The organism is Aureimonas glaciei (assembly GCF_014643375.1).
Taxonomy (GTDB): Bacteria; Pseudomonadota; Alphaproteobacteria; order Rhizobiales; family Rhizobiaceae; genus Plantimonas; species Plantimonas glaciei.
Genome location: NZ_BMJJ01000010.1, coordinates 1 through 17,117 on the forward strand (window position 1 = coordinate 1; position 17,117 = coordinate 17,117).

Sequence of the window (17,117 nt, forward strand, 5' to 3'; positions counted from 1 at the left end):
ACAGGAAAGGGCCCGATCGGGCCCTTTCCTGTGTCGTGCCCTCTCGGACGCGTGGCCTGGTTTTACTCCGCCACACTGGCCTGGAATTGCTCCGCCGTTGACACAACTCGTCGAATCGCTCGTCTACGCCTGCGCCAATGCCGCCATCCGCACCCCAGCTCGCCGTCGTCAGCGCCAGGCACCTCGTCGCGTTCTCCCCGGCGCCGCGGCTGATCTTCTCATCGAGCAACTCCGTATCGAGCGCAGCCGGGTGGCACAGCTCCGTTTGCAGAATGCCGATCTCCAGATGAAGACGGCAGCCGATCAGCACGAGCTCATCGAACTCCGCAGCCAGATCGCCGCTGCATCCCGTCTCTTCCGGGCTCACGGACTGGCGTGACGCTCGGCGCATTTGAAATCGACAGGCGCCTCGGTCACTGCGACCGGGGCCTTTTCGTTTGCGGTCACCGGAAACCGCGGTAGCCCGGAGCCTCGGAATGAATCGCTGATGTCGAGGTGCCGGGAGAGGGCCGGCATCGGCATGTGTCTCAACGCGCGAACGCCGGAATCATTGAGTGACATGACCCATTCATTCGCCAGGCGATGATCCGAGCGCGATAGATCAAACTCCTGGTCCGTCGGGCGGCCGGCGTCGATGGCCAGGACGCAGTTTTTGACTCGCTGAGCGACACCTAGGTCACGCGCAGCTATCCGAGGCTTCTCCTGGACCTCATCGACGACACGCTCCTCAACGAAATTGTCCTCGAATTCCTCCACATCCTCCGCGCCGCTAAATAGCCCCTGGGCAAAGCCGTCGAGCCAGTTAGCTCCGTATACAGCCCCCCTCCTTAAAGCCCTCAGAATTGATCGTAGGGCTTTGATGACCCTGCTCAGTAGCTTGCGCACGTCGTATCTCCTCAAGTAAACTGTAAATGAAGACAAGGATAATTTCCGAACATCTCTTGTCTTCTGTGCAATAATTGTCCGAAATTTCGATGAAAGGCGCAACGAACGCTGGTTTATTATGCGGAAAGGATTGACCGAAACCCTTTTAGGCGTCATTTATCTTAGATCGAATGTCCTATTCGCTTGACCGGAGGGTCAGGACGAGCATGAAGGAGTCCTTTGTTATGGGGATGAATACGCAGATCTTGCCGGTGATCCAGACCGTCAGCAACAATCCCGGATCGGAGCGGCGTTCGTTCACGAATGCCCGGACCCGTCGTCAGAGAGCGCGAGACTTGGCCGACCGCCAGCTCAGCCTGGTCTTCTTCGATCTTGAAGTGCTCGAGACGATCTGCACGCTGAAGCCGCCGGCCGGCAAGGTGGACGCGGAGAAGGTCTACTCGACGCCGACCTTCCGTCCCGCCGCTATATATAATGACTCTGTCGCACCCACCTCATCGACCCTGGTGCATTATCTCGAGCGCGCCGACCGGCAGTGCGCATTCCCCACCTGGTCGGATGACGACATGGATTCCTCGGGCTGGATGTCGTGCGGTGCAGAGAAAGCCCGTCGCAGCGACTGCTACTGCAGCCATCACATGCAGCTGGCCTATGGAAGGAAGGCAGCATGAGCGCTTTTACTCCTGCCATCGACGCCCTGATCACCAAGCTCCTCGCCGCTGACCTGACACCCGAACAGATCGGCGCTCATCTCCAGATGCCGGCCGCATCGGTCATGAACAGGGCCTACCGCCTGTGCTTGCGGGAGAAAATCAGCAGCTCCCAGCGCGAAGCCGTCCTCCGGCTCCACGGCGAAGGCACCTCGATCAGCAGGATCGTCATGAGGACCAGGCTGAAACCGATCTCCATCAACAGGGTCCTCGTCGACGCGCAACGCATCCCTCCGCTGCCAGTCGATCCCGAGGCCGAGGCCATCCGTGCAGCGGTGGGCGTAGGCATTGCGGCGCCGGTCAAGATCACCGAGCGTTCCAAGGAATTCCTGGAAGAACTCGCCAAGGGCATCGCAGCAGGCGAGACGCAGACCGCGATCGCCAGCCGCCTCGGCGTCGATCACAGCGTCGTTCACCGGACCGTCCATCAGCACGGGCTCGTCGAGAAAAAGGTCAGCAAGAAGGGCTGCTTGGAGAAGCGTTGCCCCGAGATCGAGTCCCTAATCGCTGAGGGCCTGTCGGACTATGCGATCTCGAAGAAGCTAGGGAGCGATCTTGTCACGCTCCGCCGAGCGATCGAGAGAATGGGGCTTGGCGGTCGACGGGAGTATGCGGCATGAGCGGGCGCCCCTGGATCTCCGACGAGGAAGCTCGCCTCATCAGCTTGACCGGCGACGGCTTGCTCATCGGCGACATCGCCAAAATCTCGACCGCACGCCGCATGCGACGCTCGTGCATCGCTCGAAAATGGGAGCTGCGCCGCATGGTCGCTGGTCGCCGGAAAAGACCGAGCGAATGCGGCAACTGGCGGCCTCCGGCATGACGCGGGACAAGATCGCTGCAGAGATGGGCGTAGTGGCAAACACCGTTTCCGTCCACCTGAAGCGCCTCGGGATGCAGCGTGTTCCGAGGATTTCGGAGGAGCGGATCCAGCTGATCGCCGACATGCTTGCCCGGGGCCGCAGCCGCTCGACGATCGCCAGGCTGCTCGGCGTCCAGACATCGTATATCTACTACCACGTCAGAAAACATGGACTGGTCGGCCCGAGAACCGTTGTAAACATCGATGTTGAGCAGGCGGAGAGGGATGCGCTCTTGCTCCGCTTGGCGGGCGAGGGGATGTCCCACACCACGATCGCACGGCGGATGGGTACCTCGGCAACGAACGTCAGGAGCAAGCTCATGACGCTTGCCCACCGGGACGAGGTGATCGAGCTCAACGGCATGGCCGCGGTCCGCTACGTGAACAGGCGCAGCATGACCGCCGGATTTCGTTAACCATCAGCTCCGATTGCTGAGTGCAGTCCGATATTACGTCTCCCATGTTCGAGACATCGGGCCGTGCTCAGCGGCGCCAAGGAACCGCCGGATGAATCTCTTCGCACCGACCCCCCCTGACGTGTCCATGATCCTCCGCATGGGTCGCAGCGGATTTGGCCCCGGCTTTATTAGCCGATCGATGACGCGAGCCATGACCACCATCGTCCGGCGGCCTGCACCCGCCATGCCAGCGGTGCACACCAAGCCGCCGGTCCTGCTTCGGTACCATGGCGGTAAGTACAAGCTGGCGGACTGGATCATTGGGCACTTCCCGAAACACGACCGGTATACCGAGAGCTTCGGCGGTGGCGGATCCGTCCTGCTGCGGAAGCCACGGGCGAGGGCAGAAATCTACAACGATCTGGACCTCGAGATCGTCTCGCTGTTCCGGATCCTCCGCAACGCCGCGGCGGCTGACCGCCTGGCCGAGCTGGTCTGGCTGACCCCGTTCTCGCGGGTGGATTTTCTCGCCGCATATCAGCCTGGCGCCGACGACATGGAGCGTGCCCTCCACATACTGACGAGATCGTTCCTGGGGTACTCACCGACGGCGGCGACGAGGACGCGCCTCTGCGGGCTCGGCATCAACACCGACCCCGGCAAGTTCGAGCCATCCCGATGGAATTCCGTTCCCGAGACCGTGCGCCGGCTGTCCGAGCGCATGCGGGGATTGATCGTCGAGAACCGACCCGCGATGCAGGTCATCGCGGACCACGACAGCGCCGACACGCTACACTACGTCGACCCGCCCTATGTCCATGCCGGGCGCGGCAGCCGGTCGGACTATCGCCACGAGATGGACGATCCGGACCATGTCGAGCTGCTCGAATTCCTGAAGACGGTAAACGGCTACGTCGTCGTCTCCGGCTATCACTCCGAACTCTACGCTAAGCACCTCGGCGCCTGGATGCAGGTCGAGATGAAGGCATACACTCATGAAGCCAAGCCGAGGACCGAGGTCTTGTGGATCAACCCGCACGCCGAGGCCGCTCTGCGCGAGCAAGGCAGGCTAGGGATCCGGCAGGAGGACCTGTTCGCGTCCGCATAACTCAGAAGACGGCACTTAAACACCGGAAGGTCCAGCATCTAGACGTTCCAGAGAAACTCTGTTTCGTCCTTCGGCTTTCGCTATGTACAGCTGGCGGTCGGCTCGGACGAAAAGCACGTCATAACTCGCGGCGCTCCGGAATATGACGCCGCCGACGCTGATCGTCAGCGGCCATGAGATCCCGTCAGCTTTGAAGATCGCGTCGCAGACCCCTTTCCGGATACGCTCTGCGGCGTCGCTCGCGTCAGCTGTTCCGACATCTCGCAGGAGGACTGCGAACTCTTCACCGCCGATGCGTCCCACCAGGTCTCGCTCCCGTACATTCGTTTTGATGGCGGCCGCAATGATCTTCAGCGCAACGTCGCCGCGTTCGTGGCCGAGTCGATCGTTAATCATTTTGAAGTTGTCGGCATCGATGACGAGGAGAGCCCCGCTCGGCCAGCCTTCGGACGTTTGTTTTAGGGATGTCTCGACGAGGGCGGTGAAGGCCCTCCGATTGAGAACGTCGGTGAGGACGTCGGTCGTCGCGACGACCATAAGCCTCCCGTATGCAACGGCGAGTTCCCGCATCAGGAACATCGCCAGAAACAGTAACGGAGCTGCCAAAACCACCGGTAACATGAGGTCGACGATTAAGGCGTGACGGTGCTGCTGCGGGGTGAGGTCGGGAATATTCACCGACCCGACCAGAAGGGTGACGCCGACGCATAAGATTGTTCCGAGGATCGTGAATACGATGACCCGGGGCCAGCCGGTAGCGGATAGCCCAAGCCACCTGAAGCTCCGGCGCTTCTGATCCTCCGTCAAAGCAACGCTTTCTCGCGATCTTGGAGCCAGGCCCGGAACGCATCGGGTAGCATAGGCCTACCGAAATAGTAGCCCTGTCCCTCGTCGCATCCGGCCCGGACAAGCAGGTCAGTTGTCGCCTTGTCCTCGATCCCCTCGGCGACCACCCGATAACCGAGGTCGTGACACAACGTGATCATCGCCCGCACGAGGGTCAGCGCCTTCTCGTCCGTCGTCAGGTTCAGGAGGAATGACCGATCAATTTTCACGACATCGACCGGCAGCTTCTGCAGATACGAAAGACTGCTGTAGCCAGTACCGAAATCGTCGATTGCCAGCGTCAGGCCCATCGACGAAATGGCGCCGAGTTTGTCGAGCCCATTGCCTCCCTCGCGCATCACCGCGCCTTCGGTAATCTCAAGTTCAATCTGATCTGACGAGATTCTATGCTCGCGCAGTCTCTGTTCCAGCATCGGTAGGAATTCGGTGTCCTCCAAATTGCTGGGGGAGATGTTGATCGACAATCGGACGAAAACTTCCTGACGTTGCCATGCCGCCATCTGCGCGAGGCTAGCGTCGACGACCCATTCTGTCAGCGAGCGGATGTCGCCTGTGGACTCGATGATGGGCACGAATTCGGCTGGCGAGATTGCTCCGGATTCCGGATGTGTCCATCGCACCAACGCCTCAGTGCCCTTACACTCGCCGCTCCAGAGATCCACTCGCGGCTGGTAGACGAGATGCAGTTGGTCTTCTGCGATGGCGCTCTTGAACGCGTTCAGGATCCAGTACCTGCGGGCGTCCGACTGATCCTCTTTCCGTGAGTAGAAGCTGACCGTGTCGCCGGCGAGGCGGGCGCCTTGGGCTGCGGCGTGCGCTGTCCGGAGGACCTCCCGCGGCTCGATGTCGCCTAACTGAAATTCCGATACACCTATCCTCGGGCTCAGCAGGAAACCCGATCGAAGTGTCCGATGCTGATTCTGAGTCCTGCTCCGGAGCAACGCCGCATAGCTGGTCTTCTCGACGCCGGACGGCGCCATGAACGCAAAGTGGGTCGAGCCGACATGATAAAGGGGACGGTGCGGACCGATGATCGCCTGAATTGTCGCCGCGGCAGCCTGGACGACTTCGTCGAAGTAGCGTGTTCCCATGACCCGTGCGGCCTGGTCCATTTCTAAACTGCTCGCGATTTCGACGAGCACCGCCATCCTGGTCCCGCCCGGTTCATCGAGCGCCATGTCTGTCAGGTCGTCGAGGAACTGGTTGCGGTTCGGCATGCCACTGATTGCGTCGACACGTCCGACCGCATGCAGCATCTCGACCTGCGCCATCACGATCTCCGCCAGATCAGTTAGCGCCTGTAGTTCGTCGTCTGATGCCGTTCGAGGTTCATTACCGAGAACGCAAAGCGAGCCGAGGCAGTGTCCCTGCGGCGTCACCAGTGGCGCGCCGGCATAGAACCGGATGCCGGTCCTCGCGTAGGCGCCTCTCCTGTATGCGTTGCTTTCCAGTAGATCCTCGACGACGATAATGCTGCTGGTCTCAACGACGTCGGCGCACGGTGCCCCCTGTCGAGGGACGGATTCCGCAATTACTTCGATCCGGGACTTGAACCACTGGCGGTCGGCGTCGGTCAGCGAGATGAGCGCCATGGGCAGACCAAAAATCTGCGCGGCTAGGCGAGTAATGCGGTCAAACCCGCGGTGAGGCGTGGTGTCGAGCAGATCGAGCTGCCGCAGCGCGTCAAGGCGCGTACTTTCCGTCGATTGAGCCATTCCACAACCTCTCGTCCGACGCTCTGGCATGATGGCGCCCCTATCGGTGGTTGTCTACACTCTGCGAAAAATGCGACGCTCGTTGCGCCACTTGGATGGGGTGGGGTGCGAACGAGAGGCACGGCAAGTCGGGGCGGCCTACAGCATCCTGAAGGAGGACCTCCGCACATACGTCGTTGCCCGGCTGCGATACACTGCTTTGTGAAAGATCGAAAAATTCGAATTCGTCAGTATCGTGACGGGAGATCCAGCTTAACTGGGCTCCCAAGGTCCTCCGCCAATGAAGCGCTGGTCATACGGATGACTCAGGAGGCCAAGTCGGCAAGTCAACTCGACTTGCTGGGCGTCATCTGCTAGCTGGCCTTGCCGTCGTCGGCCTTTGTCTTCGGCTTTCGAGCCTTCTTGGCCTTCGGCTTCGTCTCCGCATCGGCGTCACCGACACGCCCGGAGATCGCTGCCTCCTGCAACCGGTCGGCCTTCGCAGGATCCGCATCGGCAGTCGAGATTACGGCAAGGAACGCGGCGCGCACGATCTCCGACTTGGATGCTTCCGGGTGTCTTTTCCGGACAGCGTTAAATAGCTTCTTCGGCCTCATGTCCGGTGTCGCGAGTTCTGACACGGTTTTCGAAATTGTCTCGATCGATGAGGGCATTGGCACAGGTCCAAACGTTGACAGGAATTTCGCAAACGCACAGCGTGCACTGTCACAGTCAAGCGTCGTCTTCGGGCTCGCGTCCTACATGGGCGAGGATCGCACGATCAACTTCCCGTTTCGTGTAGCCATGCTGCCGAACCAGCGTGCGATGCGACACGCCGGCGTCGATCATCGTGATGATGCGCCGACGCTCAAAGCCGCAGATTATGCGTCTCGGTTCTAGCCGGAGGAGACGGCGGATGCGCAGGAGCAGTCGCCGAGGCATCAGCTCAGGATGCCATGGGGAAGACGGAGGGCTTTGCCGATCGCCTGAATTTCCTCGTCCGATGCCGAGACGCCGCTCTCGATGCCGACCAGGCGGCTGACGGGAATGCCGCTTCGGGCTGATACATACTGGATCGGAAGGCCGGCGAATTGGCGGTAAGCCTTCGCGGTCGTGAAGCCTTCGGCGATCATCGCAACGACGGCTTCTGGAAGCTGGGGAGTGGTCATGGGGTTGTCCGTGTGTCGTGATCACGTGTCCCCTAAGGGGCTTCGATAACCAACGTGTGACACAGCGAGGTACGAAAACCGCCGCCTTACGAGCAGCAGAACTCATTCAAATGCACACGCTCGCTGACACCAATTCCACAAGCCTTCTGCTCTAGCTCTGTGAGCGAAATGTTATGGGAGGCAGTGATGCAATCGACCATTAAGCGGTTCATCGATCACCGGGGCGGGAATTTTGCAATAATCGCGGCGCTGGCTGGCGTACCGCTGGTTTTCGCGACCGGTGCCGCCCTCGACGGCTCGCGTCTCTACTCAGCGAAAGTTCGGCTCCAAGAGGCGGTAGACTCTGCTGCGCTCTCGGTAGTCAAGGAATCCGGTTTCGATAGAGCCGCCGCTGACAACATCGCAAAGCGAATGATCCTAGCGAATTTCGGCCCCGAGTACCGCGGCCTTGAAGTCCAGCTGTCGGATGTCGGCGCGACGATCAGCGCCGAGCTAGTTGTACCGACGACCCTCACAGCGGTGCTGGGCTATAAAGAGCTAACCGCGTCGGTGTCGGGAACTGTCGAGTATCCGCAGACACGCTACGAGATCGGACTTGTCCTCGACACGACTGGCTCAATGGCCGGAACCAAGATCGCAGAGTTGCGGAAAGCGGCTGCTGCTATGGTTGACGAGCTGAGCGCAACGCCGCTCCTTCGCGAGCGGGTGCGCTTCGCCTTGATACCGTTTTCGACGTACGTGAACGTCGGCGGGGACAAGAAGAACGCGTCCTGGGTCGACACGGGCGGACTGGTGCATCTGCCGGGCAGCATCATTCCCACCGGTGTCAGCCGGACGAGTATCTTCGAGAGCGGTTTTGGGTACCTCGGCCAAAGCTGGGATGGCTGCGTCGAAGCCCGCATTGAGGAAGGAAGCGAAAACTTCTCGGTGGACGACACGACGCCGACGAAGGGCAACCCGCGCACCCTGTACGTTCCGATGCTTTCTCCCGACGAGCCCGCTGACAAGGACTACTGGCGCCGACCGGCGTACCCCAACAATTTCAACAATGACGACACGCTGAAGGGGCTGGGCGTTACGATATCGAACAAGGGCGTCGTAACTTACAAACGATCCGCCATAAACTCATCGTACTCCTTCTACAGCAACAGCGACGATAAGCAGGGTCCGAATAACGGATGCAGCTCGCAAGCGTTGACCCCTCTGACAACAGATTTCGAGAAGATCAAGTCGCAGATCAGCAAGCTGCAAGCCGAGGGTTCGACCAACATTACGGAAGGCATGGCATGGGGCTCACGCGTGCTGTCGCCGGGGGAACCGTTCACCGAAGGCCTCAGCCCTGACGAAGGTGTAGAGAAGATCATCGTGCTTCTGACCGACGGCGACAATACGATTACACAGCTGTCGAATGCCAAGGGATCGGCCTACTCGGCATATGGCTACCTCTCGGACTGGCGCTGGGACAAGTCCTACAAGAACGGCGGCTATGGGAAGATCTGCAAGAACGGGGACGTTCCGGATGGCGACAACAACTGCTCGAAGAAGAAGGGCGCCGACGTTTCATCGGTGACGCAGGCGCAAATCCTGACGGTGATGAATGCTGACACGCTGGCCGCTTGCGGATCGGCTAAGGATTCCGGCCAGGAGGTCTACACGATCCGCCTCGAGGTCGACACGACGACGAGCTCCAAGCTCCTGTCGAGCTGCGCGACGGACAAAGCGCACTACTACGACGCAAAGAGCGCCGCCGACCTGCCGGCCATCTTCGACGCCATCACCCAGCGCATTCTGAAGCTGCGGATCACATCGTGACCCCGGCGATCCATGGGTGACATATAGAGCGAACCCGTGCATTAGATACCACCGTGTCAGGATCCCCCAGCCTGGCGCAGACCTACAGCCCGTCGGCCATCAGCCGGCGGGTTTTCCATTTCACTCCAGGTCGGCGGCCTTCTCTTCGACGTCGTCACCGTGGTCCGGAACATCCTCACCTTCGATATCATCGGCAGCGGGATCGTCGGGCGTCGTCATCTCGTCGTAGGCTGGGTCGGCTGCGTGTTTCAGATCTTCGAGGTCGTTCGAGATCGGGCTTGCGCCTGGAATCCTGGACATAGCTAAAGCAACCCGGACACCACCACGCTGTCCGCTCATATGCCACCGGCTCTGTATCGTGCCTCCTTGGGTTTCTCACCAAGAAGGGGGCGCTGGCCGTCATCGTTCCTGATGATCCTGGAAGTTGCATAAATAAATCCTGGTCTCGGCCAGCTGGTTTCCCACGCGTCCCGCACATGCTTTCGAACACATCGACTCAACCGCAAGCTTAGGCGACACCGTCGCATGCGCTGATTTGAGGCAAATCGCTCGATGAGGTGGTTGATGCTTGCCAATCCGCGTCAGATGATCTCGCCATCGCACCAAGGATGATTGAGCAACCCCATGACGACGCCCCGCCCCATCTGGACAGAAGACGAAGTCACGGTTCTCCGCTCGCTCGTCGATCTCGGCAAGAACGACGCGGAGATCTCGGATGCGCTGGGTACTCGCACGCAGGCGCAGGTCTCGACAAAGCGTTGCGCACTCGGCCTCCCGACGACACGACCGCCCGGAAGGCCGAGGACGTATGACCTCGCTGCCATCGAGGCCATCAGGGCTCGGATAGTGGCAGGCGAGCATGTGAATTCCGTGGCGGCGGATCTCGGACTGAAGCCGCGGACCGTGTACGCGAGGCTGCGGCTGCTGACTGCCTGATAGCGAAGACTGAACGGCGTAGGAGGCCGAACACATGAAATACAGCAAGCCCACATCCGCCATCGACGCCGCTACCGGTGATCTTGTCATCCGCGTCCCCGCCGCCACGATCGCGGTGCTCACTGAGCGCTGGTACGTCGAGAACTCCGGCGAGCACGACCACATCCGGATCATCGATCTGGCTGGCCTGGCCGAGGCGGTCTGCAAGAACGTCCATGGATATGATGAGGATTTTTTCCCAGGCGACATGAGCGCCGTGGAATCCTGGATCGATGGATCCGGCTGCCAGGCCGTCCTCGAAGACGATGCCTTGTTCGACGTCGTGCCGTCGGCCCTGGTCGACTTCCCGAGGCAGGTGTTCTTCGGCGACTGGCGCGGACAGAAGCGGTTCGACCTGGTCGACGACTTCAACATCCACAGGTCCGAACTGATCGGCGTGGAGTTCCTGTTCGCGGACTGCTCGGCAGCTCAGGACGAGGGTCGCATCGCCTACGTCATCTTCCGCCGCGGCGGCGAGCTGTATGAAGTTAGCGCGTGCCATGGCGCCGATCGCGACGACTTCGACGGCAAGTGGATTCCCGTGAAGACAACGGTCCAGCAGCTCCGGGAGAGGTTCGCCTTGCCGGAGAAGGGATTCCAGATCGAACGCGAGTCGATCAGGGACTGCCTCGAGGAGATCGAAGCCGGCCAGCGCAAGGCGAGCTACGAGCACATGCTCGAGTCGGTCAAGGCAGTCGAGGACGCCGAACGTGACGCCTACCGTGCGAGGTAGGCGTCACCACACCACCAACCAGACACTCAAGAGTCATCGGCATAGGAGGCCGAGCATCATGCACACCAGGATCACCGAACAGCACATCCGCAGCGTCAGCGTCATGGACAGCTTCGTCACCGCGAATGCCCGCTGCACCGTCGACCACCTCGAGCTGGACGCCGAGTGCTCCATCGACATGCGCCCGGATGGTGCGGACGAGGGCACGCCGGACATCACCGATGCCGAGATCACCGCAGCGACGAGGGAGGCCATCGTGGGCGTCATCGGGAAGCTGCAGGCGGTCGTGAATGGGCGCTTTGCCAAGGTAGCAATCAAGTTCGAGGAGACGGCGTCCGGCAAGGCCAGGAGCGCAGCCATTGGCGAAAAGGCTGCCGCCCGTCCACTGGCTGCTTGCGAAACTACGGACGGCAATCCCAGCCAGCTATGGGACAGCCGCATCCATTCCACCTACCAGCGGCTCTTTGGCGAGATGCACGTCTCGATCCCCGAGCACCTGCGGATCGAAGCCATCGAGACCCGCCTTTGCAAGCTGGTAGATGGCCGAGCTTCTTTGGAGCGCCAGCTGAAGGGCGAGCCTGGCTGGAAGATCCGGGGCCAGTTCCTTGCACTCGAGACCGCGCTCCATGCTTCGGAGCATGGCCTCGACACGCGGGTCTACGGCATCCTCGCCGCACGATGACAGACCGCCCCGACCTCGCCCAGCTTGTGGACGCCATCCTTCTCGAGGAGGCGTCCATAGCTCTGCACGAATCCGCCCTCGCCATCTCCCGCGTACGGCTGGCTCAGCTCCGGGCCATGCGCACGGCTTTGGCAGGCGGGGCGGGCTGGATGGACGGGGCGACGAGGTCAAGGCTGGCGGATTTGAGGCGGGGCCGCGGCGAGGACTGACTGACTGAAAAACCATGGCCTCAAAGTTTGAGGCCGGTCGCAAGAAGGTCGATGAACCTCCGCACGCGTGGTTCCAGCAACCGCTTGCTGGGATAGATGCACCGGATTTCGATCTCCTCGGTCATCACGCTCGGCAAGATATGTACGAAGCTGCCTGACTGAACCTCTTCTGAGACCAAAAAATATGGCATCAGCGCGATGCCAAGGCCGCGCATTATGCCGTTATGCAACGCCTCGCCACTATCGATACGCAGGCGACACTGGATGGGCACCGTGTTCCAATTCCCCGTCGGGTCCGAAAAGCGCCAGCGCTGACGGTATCCTCTGCTGCTGAACGCTAGACATGTATGTTTTGCCAACTCGCTCAGGTCATTTGGCTGGCCGTTCCGCAAGACGTAATCAGACGACGCGACAAGCAGGTAGCGGTCGCGTGCCAGGACGCGAGACACGAGCCTACTGTCGGGCGGGATGCCGCTGAATCGGATCGCGAGATCAAAACCTTCGTCCAGGAGATCGACCATCCGGTCGGTGAAGCTCGCTTCGACCTGGGTTTCCGGCCACCGGACAAGAAACTCTTCGATGAAAGGCATAATGACTCTTTGACCAAGGGCATGCGGAGCGGTCAATCGGAGGACACCGCGTGGTGCCCCCGCACTGCCGCCGATACTTGCCTCTGCCTGATCGACCGCATCGATGATGTGCTGGCCATGTACGTAGAAAGAACGGCCTTCATCGGTCAGGCTCAGCTTCCGGTCGTCCGGTTGAGCAAGCGGATTCCCAGTCTGTCCTCTAAGCGAGCCACTGCCTTACCGGCTGCGGAGCGTGTCACGCTGCAAGCGCTCGCACCGGCAGAAAAGCTTTCCGCATCTACGACCGCCATGAACACCGCGATATCACTTAGGCTTACACCCCCCATGCCACACCTCAATCACCACCCGGATTCCGCCCTTCTGTGTATCCTAATCTTCCCCAATAGGCACTAGCCCGCGCAATTTCGGATCGCCTAAGATGCAGCCGAAGCATTAGCTTCATCTGCTGCGACGCTCATACTCGGCGTCAAATGCGAAATCCGGAAGGAGTCTTCACATGACCACCAGACAGACGATCGGTCCAGCTAGGAGACAGGACCTCTACACGAAGTACAAATACTCTGCGGCTATCCAATCGGGAGATCTACTGTTCGTGTCGGGCCAAGTGGGCTCCCGTGAAGACGCATCACCCGAACCGGACTTCGAAAAACAGGTAACGTTGGCGTTCGATAATCTTATTTCCGTTCTGGAGGCAGGCGGCTGTAAGCTCGACGACGTAGTGGACATCACGACTTTCCACACTGATCCGGAAACGCAGTTCGACACGTTCCTGGCTGTTCGCGACAGGTATCTTGGCGAGCCGCCGTACCCAAATATCACCTGTATCGGGGTCAACTGGCTCGCGGGATTCGATTTCGAGATCAAGGTGATTGCGCGTATTCCGCCAATGGCTTGATCCAGACCGTGATGCGGGATGAGGAGCACGGCATGGGGTTGCCATGCGAGATCCCCTCATCTCGCCGTTCAAAGGGTAAACTGATGCAGGATCTTGAACGTAACAAGGCGGCCGTCGTCGCCTTCTATCACATGATGTTCAACGAAGGCCGGCCAGCGGAGGCGGTCGATCGCTATGTCGGTGCGGATTATATCCAGCATAATCCCTTCGTCGCGACGGGCAAGGATGCTTTCATCAGCTACTTCGAGTGTATGGCACGTGAGTGGCCTGGTAAACGCGTCGAAATCAAACGGGTCATTGCGGAGGATGACTATGTCGTCCTTCACTGCTTCCAGCACTGGCCCGGCGATGAGGACTATGCCGGCATCGATATCTTCCGCGTCGATGACATGGGAAAGATCGTCGAGCACTGGGACGTGTTGCAAGTCATTCCGATTGGCACAGAAAATTCGAACGGGATGTTGTAATGTCGATTGCCCATGGTGGGCTACTACAAGCTATGGATCGGGAGCTTTAGGGTGGCGAGATAACGCTGGTCTCTTTCACACCGATCCCCGACGATCCTGGTAATCGCACTCTGTAGGAGCATGCGCGCCATGACCATCACCATTGACCACTCCGAGACCCTCGCCGACATCGTCATCCGGATTCCGCATGCAGATCTGGTCGGGCTCACGATCCTCATGATGGCCGACCGCACCGGCCACACGTTCGACGACCTCGAAGCCGTGCCCCTCGCGAAGAGCATAGTTGGACGTATGATCCTGATCGACGAGGCCACCGGACTGTCGCCCCTGCAGACCTTCGTCGCGAGCCTCGGCTGCGACCACCTCAACGAAGAGACCGAGGCGCCCGTGATGATCGCGGCGGCTGCGGTCTCGAACGTCGTGCCGATCCGCGACGACCTCTACTCCGACGAGTCCACCGCCGCGCTGCTGACAGCGTTCGTCGACGAGACCTGCGCCGAAGCGGACGGTAAGAAGGCCGCCTGATACGCCTTATCCATCGCCGTCGTGGAGGACAGCAAGATGACCGAGACCAATCAGCCGATACTGACAGCTGCCGAGGAAGAAGCCGAGCGCCACGCTGGGCTTCTGGCGTTTCGCCAAGAGTGCGACGACATCATCGACGGCGAGGATGAAGACGACGACGGGCCCGAGGCCGTTCTGGGCGCCATGCTGACCTGGCCGAAAGGCAGCCGCGGCGCTCGCATCCGGTCCGGGCACATCCACGGCGACGAGGTCGAGGAGCATGACGATCTACGGCGTCAGGTGGAGAAGTACCAGCGTTGCGTCGCTAGCTTCGAGGAGCCGCTCTATCGACTGGGCCACCTCGACACGCTCGCCGCGGCGGAGGCTGCCTGCCTGACCTTCATGAACCAGGCGGACTGGATCGACGCATACGGCATTCGCTGGTTCCGACCCGACTTCGACGTGAAATCCGGGACGTATCCCGAGACGATGAAGGCGGGCTGACCATGGCAAAGGAAGTCTTCCACCTCGCCCGTGGCTGCTTCTCTATCCGCTCCTTCGACGACCCTGCCGATCGGGACGAGGCGCTCCTGACCATGCTCAAGGCCGAGGTCGCAGAGAACCTAGCTGCCGGACACGATATCGAGAGTAGCAGCTGCGAATACCCGTACGCGGTCGATATCAGCGGCCACCGCGCCGAGATGTTTCACATGAGCGTCAACGAGGATGGCGTCATCGACGAACTTGCGTTCGTGCAGGATGCCGAGTGGTCGACGATGGCGCGGAGGGCACTTGGTACACGGACCTTCGGGCGTGGGACCAGTGCCTGTGGTGGCATGAGATGCCACTGCCCGACAAGAAGACGGCGCTGCCTTCACTGGCAGCGCCGTCTTTAATCAACCGATGTCGATGATCAGTCGCGATCAGGGAAAGTCGCGTCGAGATCGATTTCCGGCGCAGCAGTCAGTGTCTCCTTCGTTAGCTCAGGCACGCTAATCCGCTTCTCGTCGCCTTCCATGGTCATCTGCAGCGACGAGAAATTCACAAGGACATCACGCTCGCCCATGCCGAGGAACCCACCGACTTCGACGACCGCGGCGGCAACGGTGCCGTCGGAGTTGACGATCAGATCGTCGATCTCGCCGATCTTTTCGTTATTCGCGCCGTATACATCCATGTCCGCGAGGTCCGACGCGAGGTGGTTCATGGGCATCGATCCAGCGGCCGGCGCTGCGGGCAGGGTGTAGAAAGCGCCGCTGGTAGCAGCGGTCGAAGGCGTCGCCATCGTGGTGGCATCCGTAGCCGGAGCGGTCGTTGCTGCGCCAGTCGTCGGAGCAGTCGTCGCGCCGGTGGTCGGAGTCGTGGTGGTCGCATCGGGTGCAGCCGGCGTTGCCGTTTGTGCGAGGGCGCTGCCGCCGATGAGGGTGGCGATACCAGCTGCGAGGATGAAGGATTTCATGGTGAGATGCCTTTCTGTTGCCGACGCCGCTTCGAGTGAGGGCGTCGAATTGCATGGTTGGGAAAGGCAATTGAGAGGCAGCGGTTCCGAAAATTCCTTGAGCCAGATCGGAACCAGGGGCGATGGAGACGAAAAGGCCTAGTCTGCGGCTTCGCCGGTCAGCTCAACCTGTCACTCCAACGCTTCAGGATGTCTCGATGAGACGCCGGAAAAGAGGTGAGGAGTGTTCCGGCAGCCGTCATGCTTTGCGAAGTGCATGAAGTACGGAGACGGATGGGCCGTAAATTTCATTTGCACCCTGATGCGTCCGGCGCATGCCTTGCATCTTATCTGGGTCTTCCGAAGAAGCTGGGCATCGCGGATGCCGATCGTGACCCACGTGCCGTCCGCCTTGATCTCGCACTGATCGATCGGCCCTGTCGTCATCGCTTCCATGCCGCTTGTCTCCAGACTGGGTATGAGCCGCCGGCTGACTTCGTCACTATATAGCCCCCAGCATTTCCTCGACCTGCCGCCGATACGATCCGCAGAGCTTGATCTGCGCGTTCGCCTCAGCTAGCCGCGTCTCCGTGTCGCGGAGCTTCTTGCTCGTCTCCGAAGCGATGGTTTTTGTCTCGTGTAATTCGTCCGAGGTGTGTGACAAAACGGATTCAAGATGCTCGACCTGGTTCTCAAGGTCCTGGCTCCGTTCGTTCAGGCGCTCTTTCTCACCTTCGGTTCGAAGCATGTACTGGCGCGTTTCCTCTTCGAGCTCGCGAAGTCTCTGCTCGTAGCTCTTGATCAAAGCCGCTGCCCGCTCGACGAGACCAAGCGTGCCTTGCCAGTCCTCCGCTCCCACGTCGGCTTGGCTGTCGGGGATCGGATGCTCTGTGGAAGGTTCTGAACCGAAAACCGGAAGGTCAACGAGCACGGCTTCGTCGGTGTCCGGAACCGAAGGGATGAAGGTTTGTGCAGCTGACATCGATGAAACCCTTGACGAATCCATTCTGTCCAACAAACCGGAAGCGCGAAGCAAAGCAAGGCGATAGGCCGGAGACGTACGTATCCTCAGGTCGGACACAGGCGTTTTCGCCCGGGTGTGAATATCTGAGCACACTCTCGCTTGGCTCCGCCCTGACC

General features: G+C 60.4%; 24 protein-coding genes and 1 pseudogene. 15 read left to right on the forward strand and 10 right to left on the reverse strand.

Features of this window, described 5'->3' with window-relative positions:
* Positions 1-379 (forward strand): hypothetical protein (locus tag IEX88_RS18730; protein ID WP_210319298.1); only part of this gene is annotated, 379 nt, incomplete at its 5' end.
* Here the strand turns inward: IEX88_RS18730 and IEX88_RS18735 are convergent.
* Positions 364-885 carry a hypothetical protein gene (locus tag IEX88_RS18735; RefSeq protein ID WP_188853640.1) on the reverse strand — a complete coding sequence of 174 codons (522 nt, stop codon included), beginning with the start codon at positions 883-885 and terminating at the stop codon, positions 364-366. The two genes, IEX88_RS18730 and IEX88_RS18735, sit on opposite strands and share 16 nt — an antisense overlap.
* Before the next feature lie 230 nt (positions 886-1,115).
* Between IEX88_RS18735 and IEX88_RS18740 the strand changes: the two genes are divergently transcribed.
* The 5 genes from IEX88_RS18740 (at position 1,116) to IEX88_RS18760 (ending at position 3,963) form a co-directional block, all read left to right on the forward strand.
* Positions 1,116-1,556: a GcrA family cell cycle regulator gene (locus tag IEX88_RS18740; RefSeq protein WP_188853643.1), complete on the forward strand. Its 441-nt coding sequence runs from the start codon at positions 1,116-1,118 to the stop codon at positions 1,554-1,556.
* Complete coding sequence (locus IEX88_RS18745) at positions 1,553-2,215, forward strand: helix-turn-helix domain-containing protein (protein ID WP_188853645.1); 663 nt, start codon at positions 1,553-1,555, stop codon at positions 2,213-2,215. The genes IEX88_RS18740 and IEX88_RS18745 overlap by 4 nt, the downstream gene beginning before the upstream one ends.
* Positions 2,212-2,418 (forward strand): hypothetical protein, encoded by a 207-nt coding sequence (locus IEX88_RS18750; protein ID WP_188853647.1) that lies wholly within the window; start codon positions 2,212-2,214, stop codon positions 2,416-2,418. Before IEX88_RS18745 ends, IEX88_RS18750 begins: the two co-directional genes overlap by 4 nt.
* On the forward strand, positions 2,415-2,873 hold the full coding sequence (locus IEX88_RS18755; RefSeq protein WP_188853649.1) for a helix-turn-helix domain-containing protein: 459 nt from the start codon (positions 2,415-2,417) through the stop codon (positions 2,871-2,873). The genes IEX88_RS18750 and IEX88_RS18755 overlap by 4 nt, the downstream gene beginning before the upstream one ends.
* Positions 2,874-3,066: 193 nt before the next feature.
* A complete protein-coding gene (locus tag IEX88_RS18760; RefSeq protein WP_188853650.1) occupies positions 3,067-3,963 on the forward strand; it encodes a DNA adenine methylase in 897 nt (298 codons plus the stop codon).
* Between the two features lie 15 nt (positions 3,964-3,978).
* On the opposite strand, the gene IEX88_RS18765 is transcribed toward IEX88_RS18760, so the two are convergent.
* The 4 genes from IEX88_RS18765 to IEX88_RS18780 all read right to left on the reverse strand — a co-directional run bounded on the left by IEX88_RS18765 (position 3,979) and on the right by IEX88_RS18780 (position 7,672).
* Positions 3,979-4,770, reverse strand: coding sequence for a GGDEF domain-containing protein (locus IEX88_RS18765; protein WP_188853652.1), 792 nt, complete (start codon positions 4,768-4,770; stop codon positions 3,979-3,981).
* Complete coding sequence (locus tag IEX88_RS18770) at positions 4,767-6,524, reverse strand: sensor domain-containing phosphodiesterase (protein WP_188853654.1); 1,758 nt, start codon at positions 6,522-6,524, stop codon at positions 4,767-4,769. Before IEX88_RS18770 ends, IEX88_RS18765 begins: the two co-directional genes overlap by 4 nt.
* A 353-nt stretch (positions 6,525-6,877) precedes the next feature.
* The gene (locus tag IEX88_RS18775; RefSeq protein WP_188853656.1) at positions 6,878-7,177 is read right to left on the reverse strand and encodes a hypothetical protein; all 300 of its coding nucleotides are present in this window, start codon (positions 7,175-7,177) and stop codon (positions 6,878-6,880) included.
* Positions 7,178-7,444: 267 nt separating this feature from the next.
* On the reverse strand, positions 7,445-7,672 hold the full coding sequence (locus IEX88_RS18780) for a helix-turn-helix domain-containing protein (RefSeq protein ID WP_188853658.1): 228 nt from the start codon (positions 7,670-7,672) through the stop codon (positions 7,445-7,447).
* 186 nt (positions 7,673-7,858) lie between these two features.
* Here IEX88_RS18780 and IEX88_RS18785 point away from each other — a divergent pair, with 186 nt between their 5' ends.
* Complete coding sequence (locus IEX88_RS18785; protein WP_188853660.1) at positions 7,859-9,484, forward strand: pilus assembly protein TadG-related protein; 1,626 nt, start codon at positions 7,859-7,861, stop codon at positions 9,482-9,484.
* Positions 9,485-9,604: 120 nt separating this feature from the next.
* Here the strand turns inward: IEX88_RS18785 and IEX88_RS18790 are convergent, their stop codons facing one another.
* A complete protein-coding gene (locus IEX88_RS18790) occupies positions 9,605-9,823 on the reverse strand; it encodes a hypothetical protein (protein ID WP_188853663.1) in 219 nt (72 codons plus the stop codon).
* Positions 9,824-10,108: 285 nt separating this feature from the next.
* On the opposite strand from IEX88_RS18790, the gene IEX88_RS18795 reads away from it, so the two are divergent.
* Genes IEX88_RS18795 through IEX88_RS18805 form a run of 3 tightly spaced genes read left to right on the forward strand, consistent with a single transcriptional unit; the run spans position 10,109 to position 11,874 of the window.
* Entirely contained in the window at positions 10,109-10,420 is a 312-nt protein-coding gene (locus tag IEX88_RS18795; protein ID WP_188853665.1) for a helix-turn-helix domain-containing protein, read from the forward strand.
* A 34-nt stretch (positions 10,421-10,454) separates the two neighbouring features.
* On the forward strand, positions 10,455-11,192 hold the full coding sequence (locus IEX88_RS18800; RefSeq protein WP_188853668.1) for a hypothetical protein: 738 nt from the start codon (positions 10,455-10,457) through the stop codon (positions 11,190-11,192).
* A gap of 58 nt (positions 11,193-11,250) precedes the next feature.
* On the forward strand, positions 11,251-11,874 hold the full coding sequence (locus IEX88_RS18805) for a hypothetical protein (RefSeq protein ID WP_188853670.1): 624 nt from the start codon (positions 11,251-11,253) through the stop codon (positions 11,872-11,874).
* 229 nt (positions 11,875-12,103) lie between these two features.
* Here IEX88_RS18805 and IEX88_RS18810 read toward each other — a convergent pair.
* Positions 12,104-12,999, reverse strand: a pseudogene (locus tag IEX88_RS18810) (LysR family transcriptional regulator).
* 170 nt (positions 13,000-13,169) lie between these two features.
* Between IEX88_RS18810 and IEX88_RS18815 the strand changes: the two are divergent.
* The 5 genes from IEX88_RS18815 (at position 13,170) to IEX88_RS18835 (ending at position 15,435) form a co-directional block, all read left to right on the forward strand.
* Entirely contained in the window at positions 13,170-13,568 is a 399-nt protein-coding gene (locus IEX88_RS18815; protein ID WP_188853672.1) for a RidA family protein, read from the forward strand.
* 83 nt (positions 13,569-13,651) lie between these two features.
* Positions 13,652-14,035 carry a nuclear transport factor 2 family protein gene (locus tag IEX88_RS18820; RefSeq protein ID WP_188853673.1) on the forward strand — a complete coding sequence of 128 codons (384 nt, stop codon included), beginning with the start codon at positions 13,652-13,654 and terminating at the stop codon, positions 14,033-14,035.
* Between the two features lie 120 nt (positions 14,036-14,155).
* Positions 14,156-14,560, forward strand: a complete 405-nt coding sequence (locus IEX88_RS18825) for a hypothetical protein (RefSeq protein ID WP_188853675.1) — start codon at positions 14,156-14,158, stop codon at positions 14,558-14,560.
* 36 nt (positions 14,561-14,596) lie between these two features.
* Positions 14,597-15,043, forward strand: coding sequence for a hypothetical protein (locus tag IEX88_RS18830; RefSeq protein WP_188853677.1), 447 nt, complete (start codon positions 14,597-14,599; stop codon positions 15,041-15,043).
* 2 nt (positions 15,044-15,045) lie between these two features.
* Positions 15,046-15,435, forward strand: a complete 390-nt coding sequence (locus IEX88_RS18835) for a hypothetical protein (RefSeq protein ID WP_188853679.1) — start codon at positions 15,046-15,048, stop codon at positions 15,433-15,435.
* A 17-nt stretch (positions 15,436-15,452) separates the two neighbouring features.
* Here IEX88_RS18835 and IEX88_RS18840 read toward each other — a convergent pair whose 3' ends face one another.
* The 3 genes from IEX88_RS18840 to IEX88_RS18850 all read right to left on the reverse strand — a co-directional run bounded on the left by IEX88_RS18840 (position 15,453) and on the right by IEX88_RS18850 (position 16,959).
* The gene (locus IEX88_RS18840; protein ID WP_188853681.1) at positions 15,453-15,998 is read right to left on the reverse strand and encodes a PRC-barrel domain-containing protein; all 546 of its coding nucleotides are present in this window, start codon (positions 15,996-15,998) and stop codon (positions 15,453-15,455) included.
* Between the two features lie 171 nt (positions 15,999-16,169).
* Complete coding sequence (locus IEX88_RS18845) at positions 16,170-16,433, reverse strand: hypothetical protein (RefSeq protein WP_188853683.1); 264 nt, start codon at positions 16,431-16,433, stop codon at positions 16,170-16,172.
* Positions 16,434-16,479: 46 nt separating this feature from the next.
* Positions 16,480-16,959: a hypothetical protein gene (locus IEX88_RS18850; protein WP_188853685.1), complete on the reverse strand. Its 480-nt coding sequence runs from the start codon at positions 16,957-16,959 to the stop codon at positions 16,480-16,482.
* Between the last annotated feature and the right edge of the window lie 158 nt (positions 16,960-17,117).

Coding starts and splice junctions, on each gene's coding strand:
- IEX88_RS18760 (WP_188853650.1), top strand. CDS start 3,067: ATGACCACCATCGTCCGGCGGCCTGCACCCGCCATGCCAGCGGTGCAC.
- IEX88_RS18795 (WP_188853665.1), top strand. CDS start 10,109: ATGACGACGCCCCGCCCCATCTGGACAGAAGACGAAGTCACGGTTCTC.
- IEX88_RS18790 (WP_188853663.1), bottom strand. CDS start 9,823: ATGAGCGGACAGCGTGGTGGTGTCCGGGTTGCTTTAGCTATGTCCAGG.
- IEX88_RS18755 (WP_188853649.1), top strand. CDS start 2,415: ATGACGCGGGACAAGATCGCTGCAGAGATGGGCGTAGTGGCAAACACC.
- IEX88_RS18825 (WP_188853675.1), top strand. CDS start 14,156: ATGCGCGCCATGACCATCACCATTGACCACTCCGAGACCCTCGCCGAC.
- IEX88_RS18770 (WP_188853654.1), bottom strand. CDS start 6,524: ATGGCTCAATCGACGGAAAGTACGCGCCTTGACGCGCTGCGGCAGCTC.
- IEX88_RS18750 (WP_188853647.1), top strand. CDS start 2,212: ATGAGCGGGCGCCCCTGGATCTCCGACGAGGAAGCTCGCCTCATCAGC.
- IEX88_RS18805 (WP_188853670.1), top strand. CDS start 11,251: ATGCACACCAGGATCACCGAACAGCACATCCGCAGCGTCAGCGTCATG.
- IEX88_RS18815 (WP_188853672.1), top strand. CDS start 13,170: ATGACCACCAGACAGACGATCGGTCCAGCTAGGAGACAGGACCTCTAC.
- IEX88_RS18785 (WP_188853660.1), top strand. CDS start 7,859: ATGCAATCGACCATTAAGCGGTTCATCGATCACCGGGGCGGGAATTTT.
- IEX88_RS18840 (WP_188853681.1), bottom strand. CDS start 15,998: ATGAAATCCTTCATCCTCGCAGCTGGTATCGCCACCCTCATCGGCGGC.
- IEX88_RS18830 (WP_188853677.1), top strand. CDS start 14,597: ATGACCGAGACCAATCAGCCGATACTGACAGCTGCCGAGGAAGAAGCC.
- IEX88_RS18845 (WP_188853683.1), bottom strand. CDS start 16,433: ATGGAAGCGATGACGACAGGGCCGATCGATCAGTGCGAGATCAAGGCG.
- IEX88_RS18780 (WP_188853658.1), bottom strand. CDS start 7,672: ATGACCACTCCCCAGCTTCCAGAAGCCGTCGTTGCGATGATCGCCGAA.
- IEX88_RS18820 (WP_188853673.1), top strand. CDS start 13,652: ATGCAGGATCTTGAACGTAACAAGGCGGCCGTCGTCGCCTTCTATCAC.
- IEX88_RS18740 (WP_188853643.1), top strand. CDS start 1,116: ATGAATACGCAGATCTTGCCGGTGATCCAGACCGTCAGCAACAATCCC.
- IEX88_RS18745 (WP_188853645.1), top strand. CDS start 1,553: ATGAGCGCTTTTACTCCTGCCATCGACGCCCTGATCACCAAGCTCCTC.
- IEX88_RS18800 (WP_188853668.1), top strand. CDS start 10,455: ATGAAATACAGCAAGCCCACATCCGCCATCGACGCCGCTACCGGTGAT.
- IEX88_RS18850 (WP_188853685.1), bottom strand. CDS start 16,959: ATGTCAGCTGCACAAACCTTCATCCCTTCGGTTCCGGACACCGACGAA.
- IEX88_RS18835 (WP_188853679.1), top strand. CDS start 15,046: ATGGCAAAGGAAGTCTTCCACCTCGCCCGTGGCTGCTTCTCTATCCGC.
- IEX88_RS18775 (WP_188853656.1), bottom strand. CDS start 7,177: ATGCCCTCATCGATCGAGACAATTTCGAAAACCGTGTCAGAACTCGCG.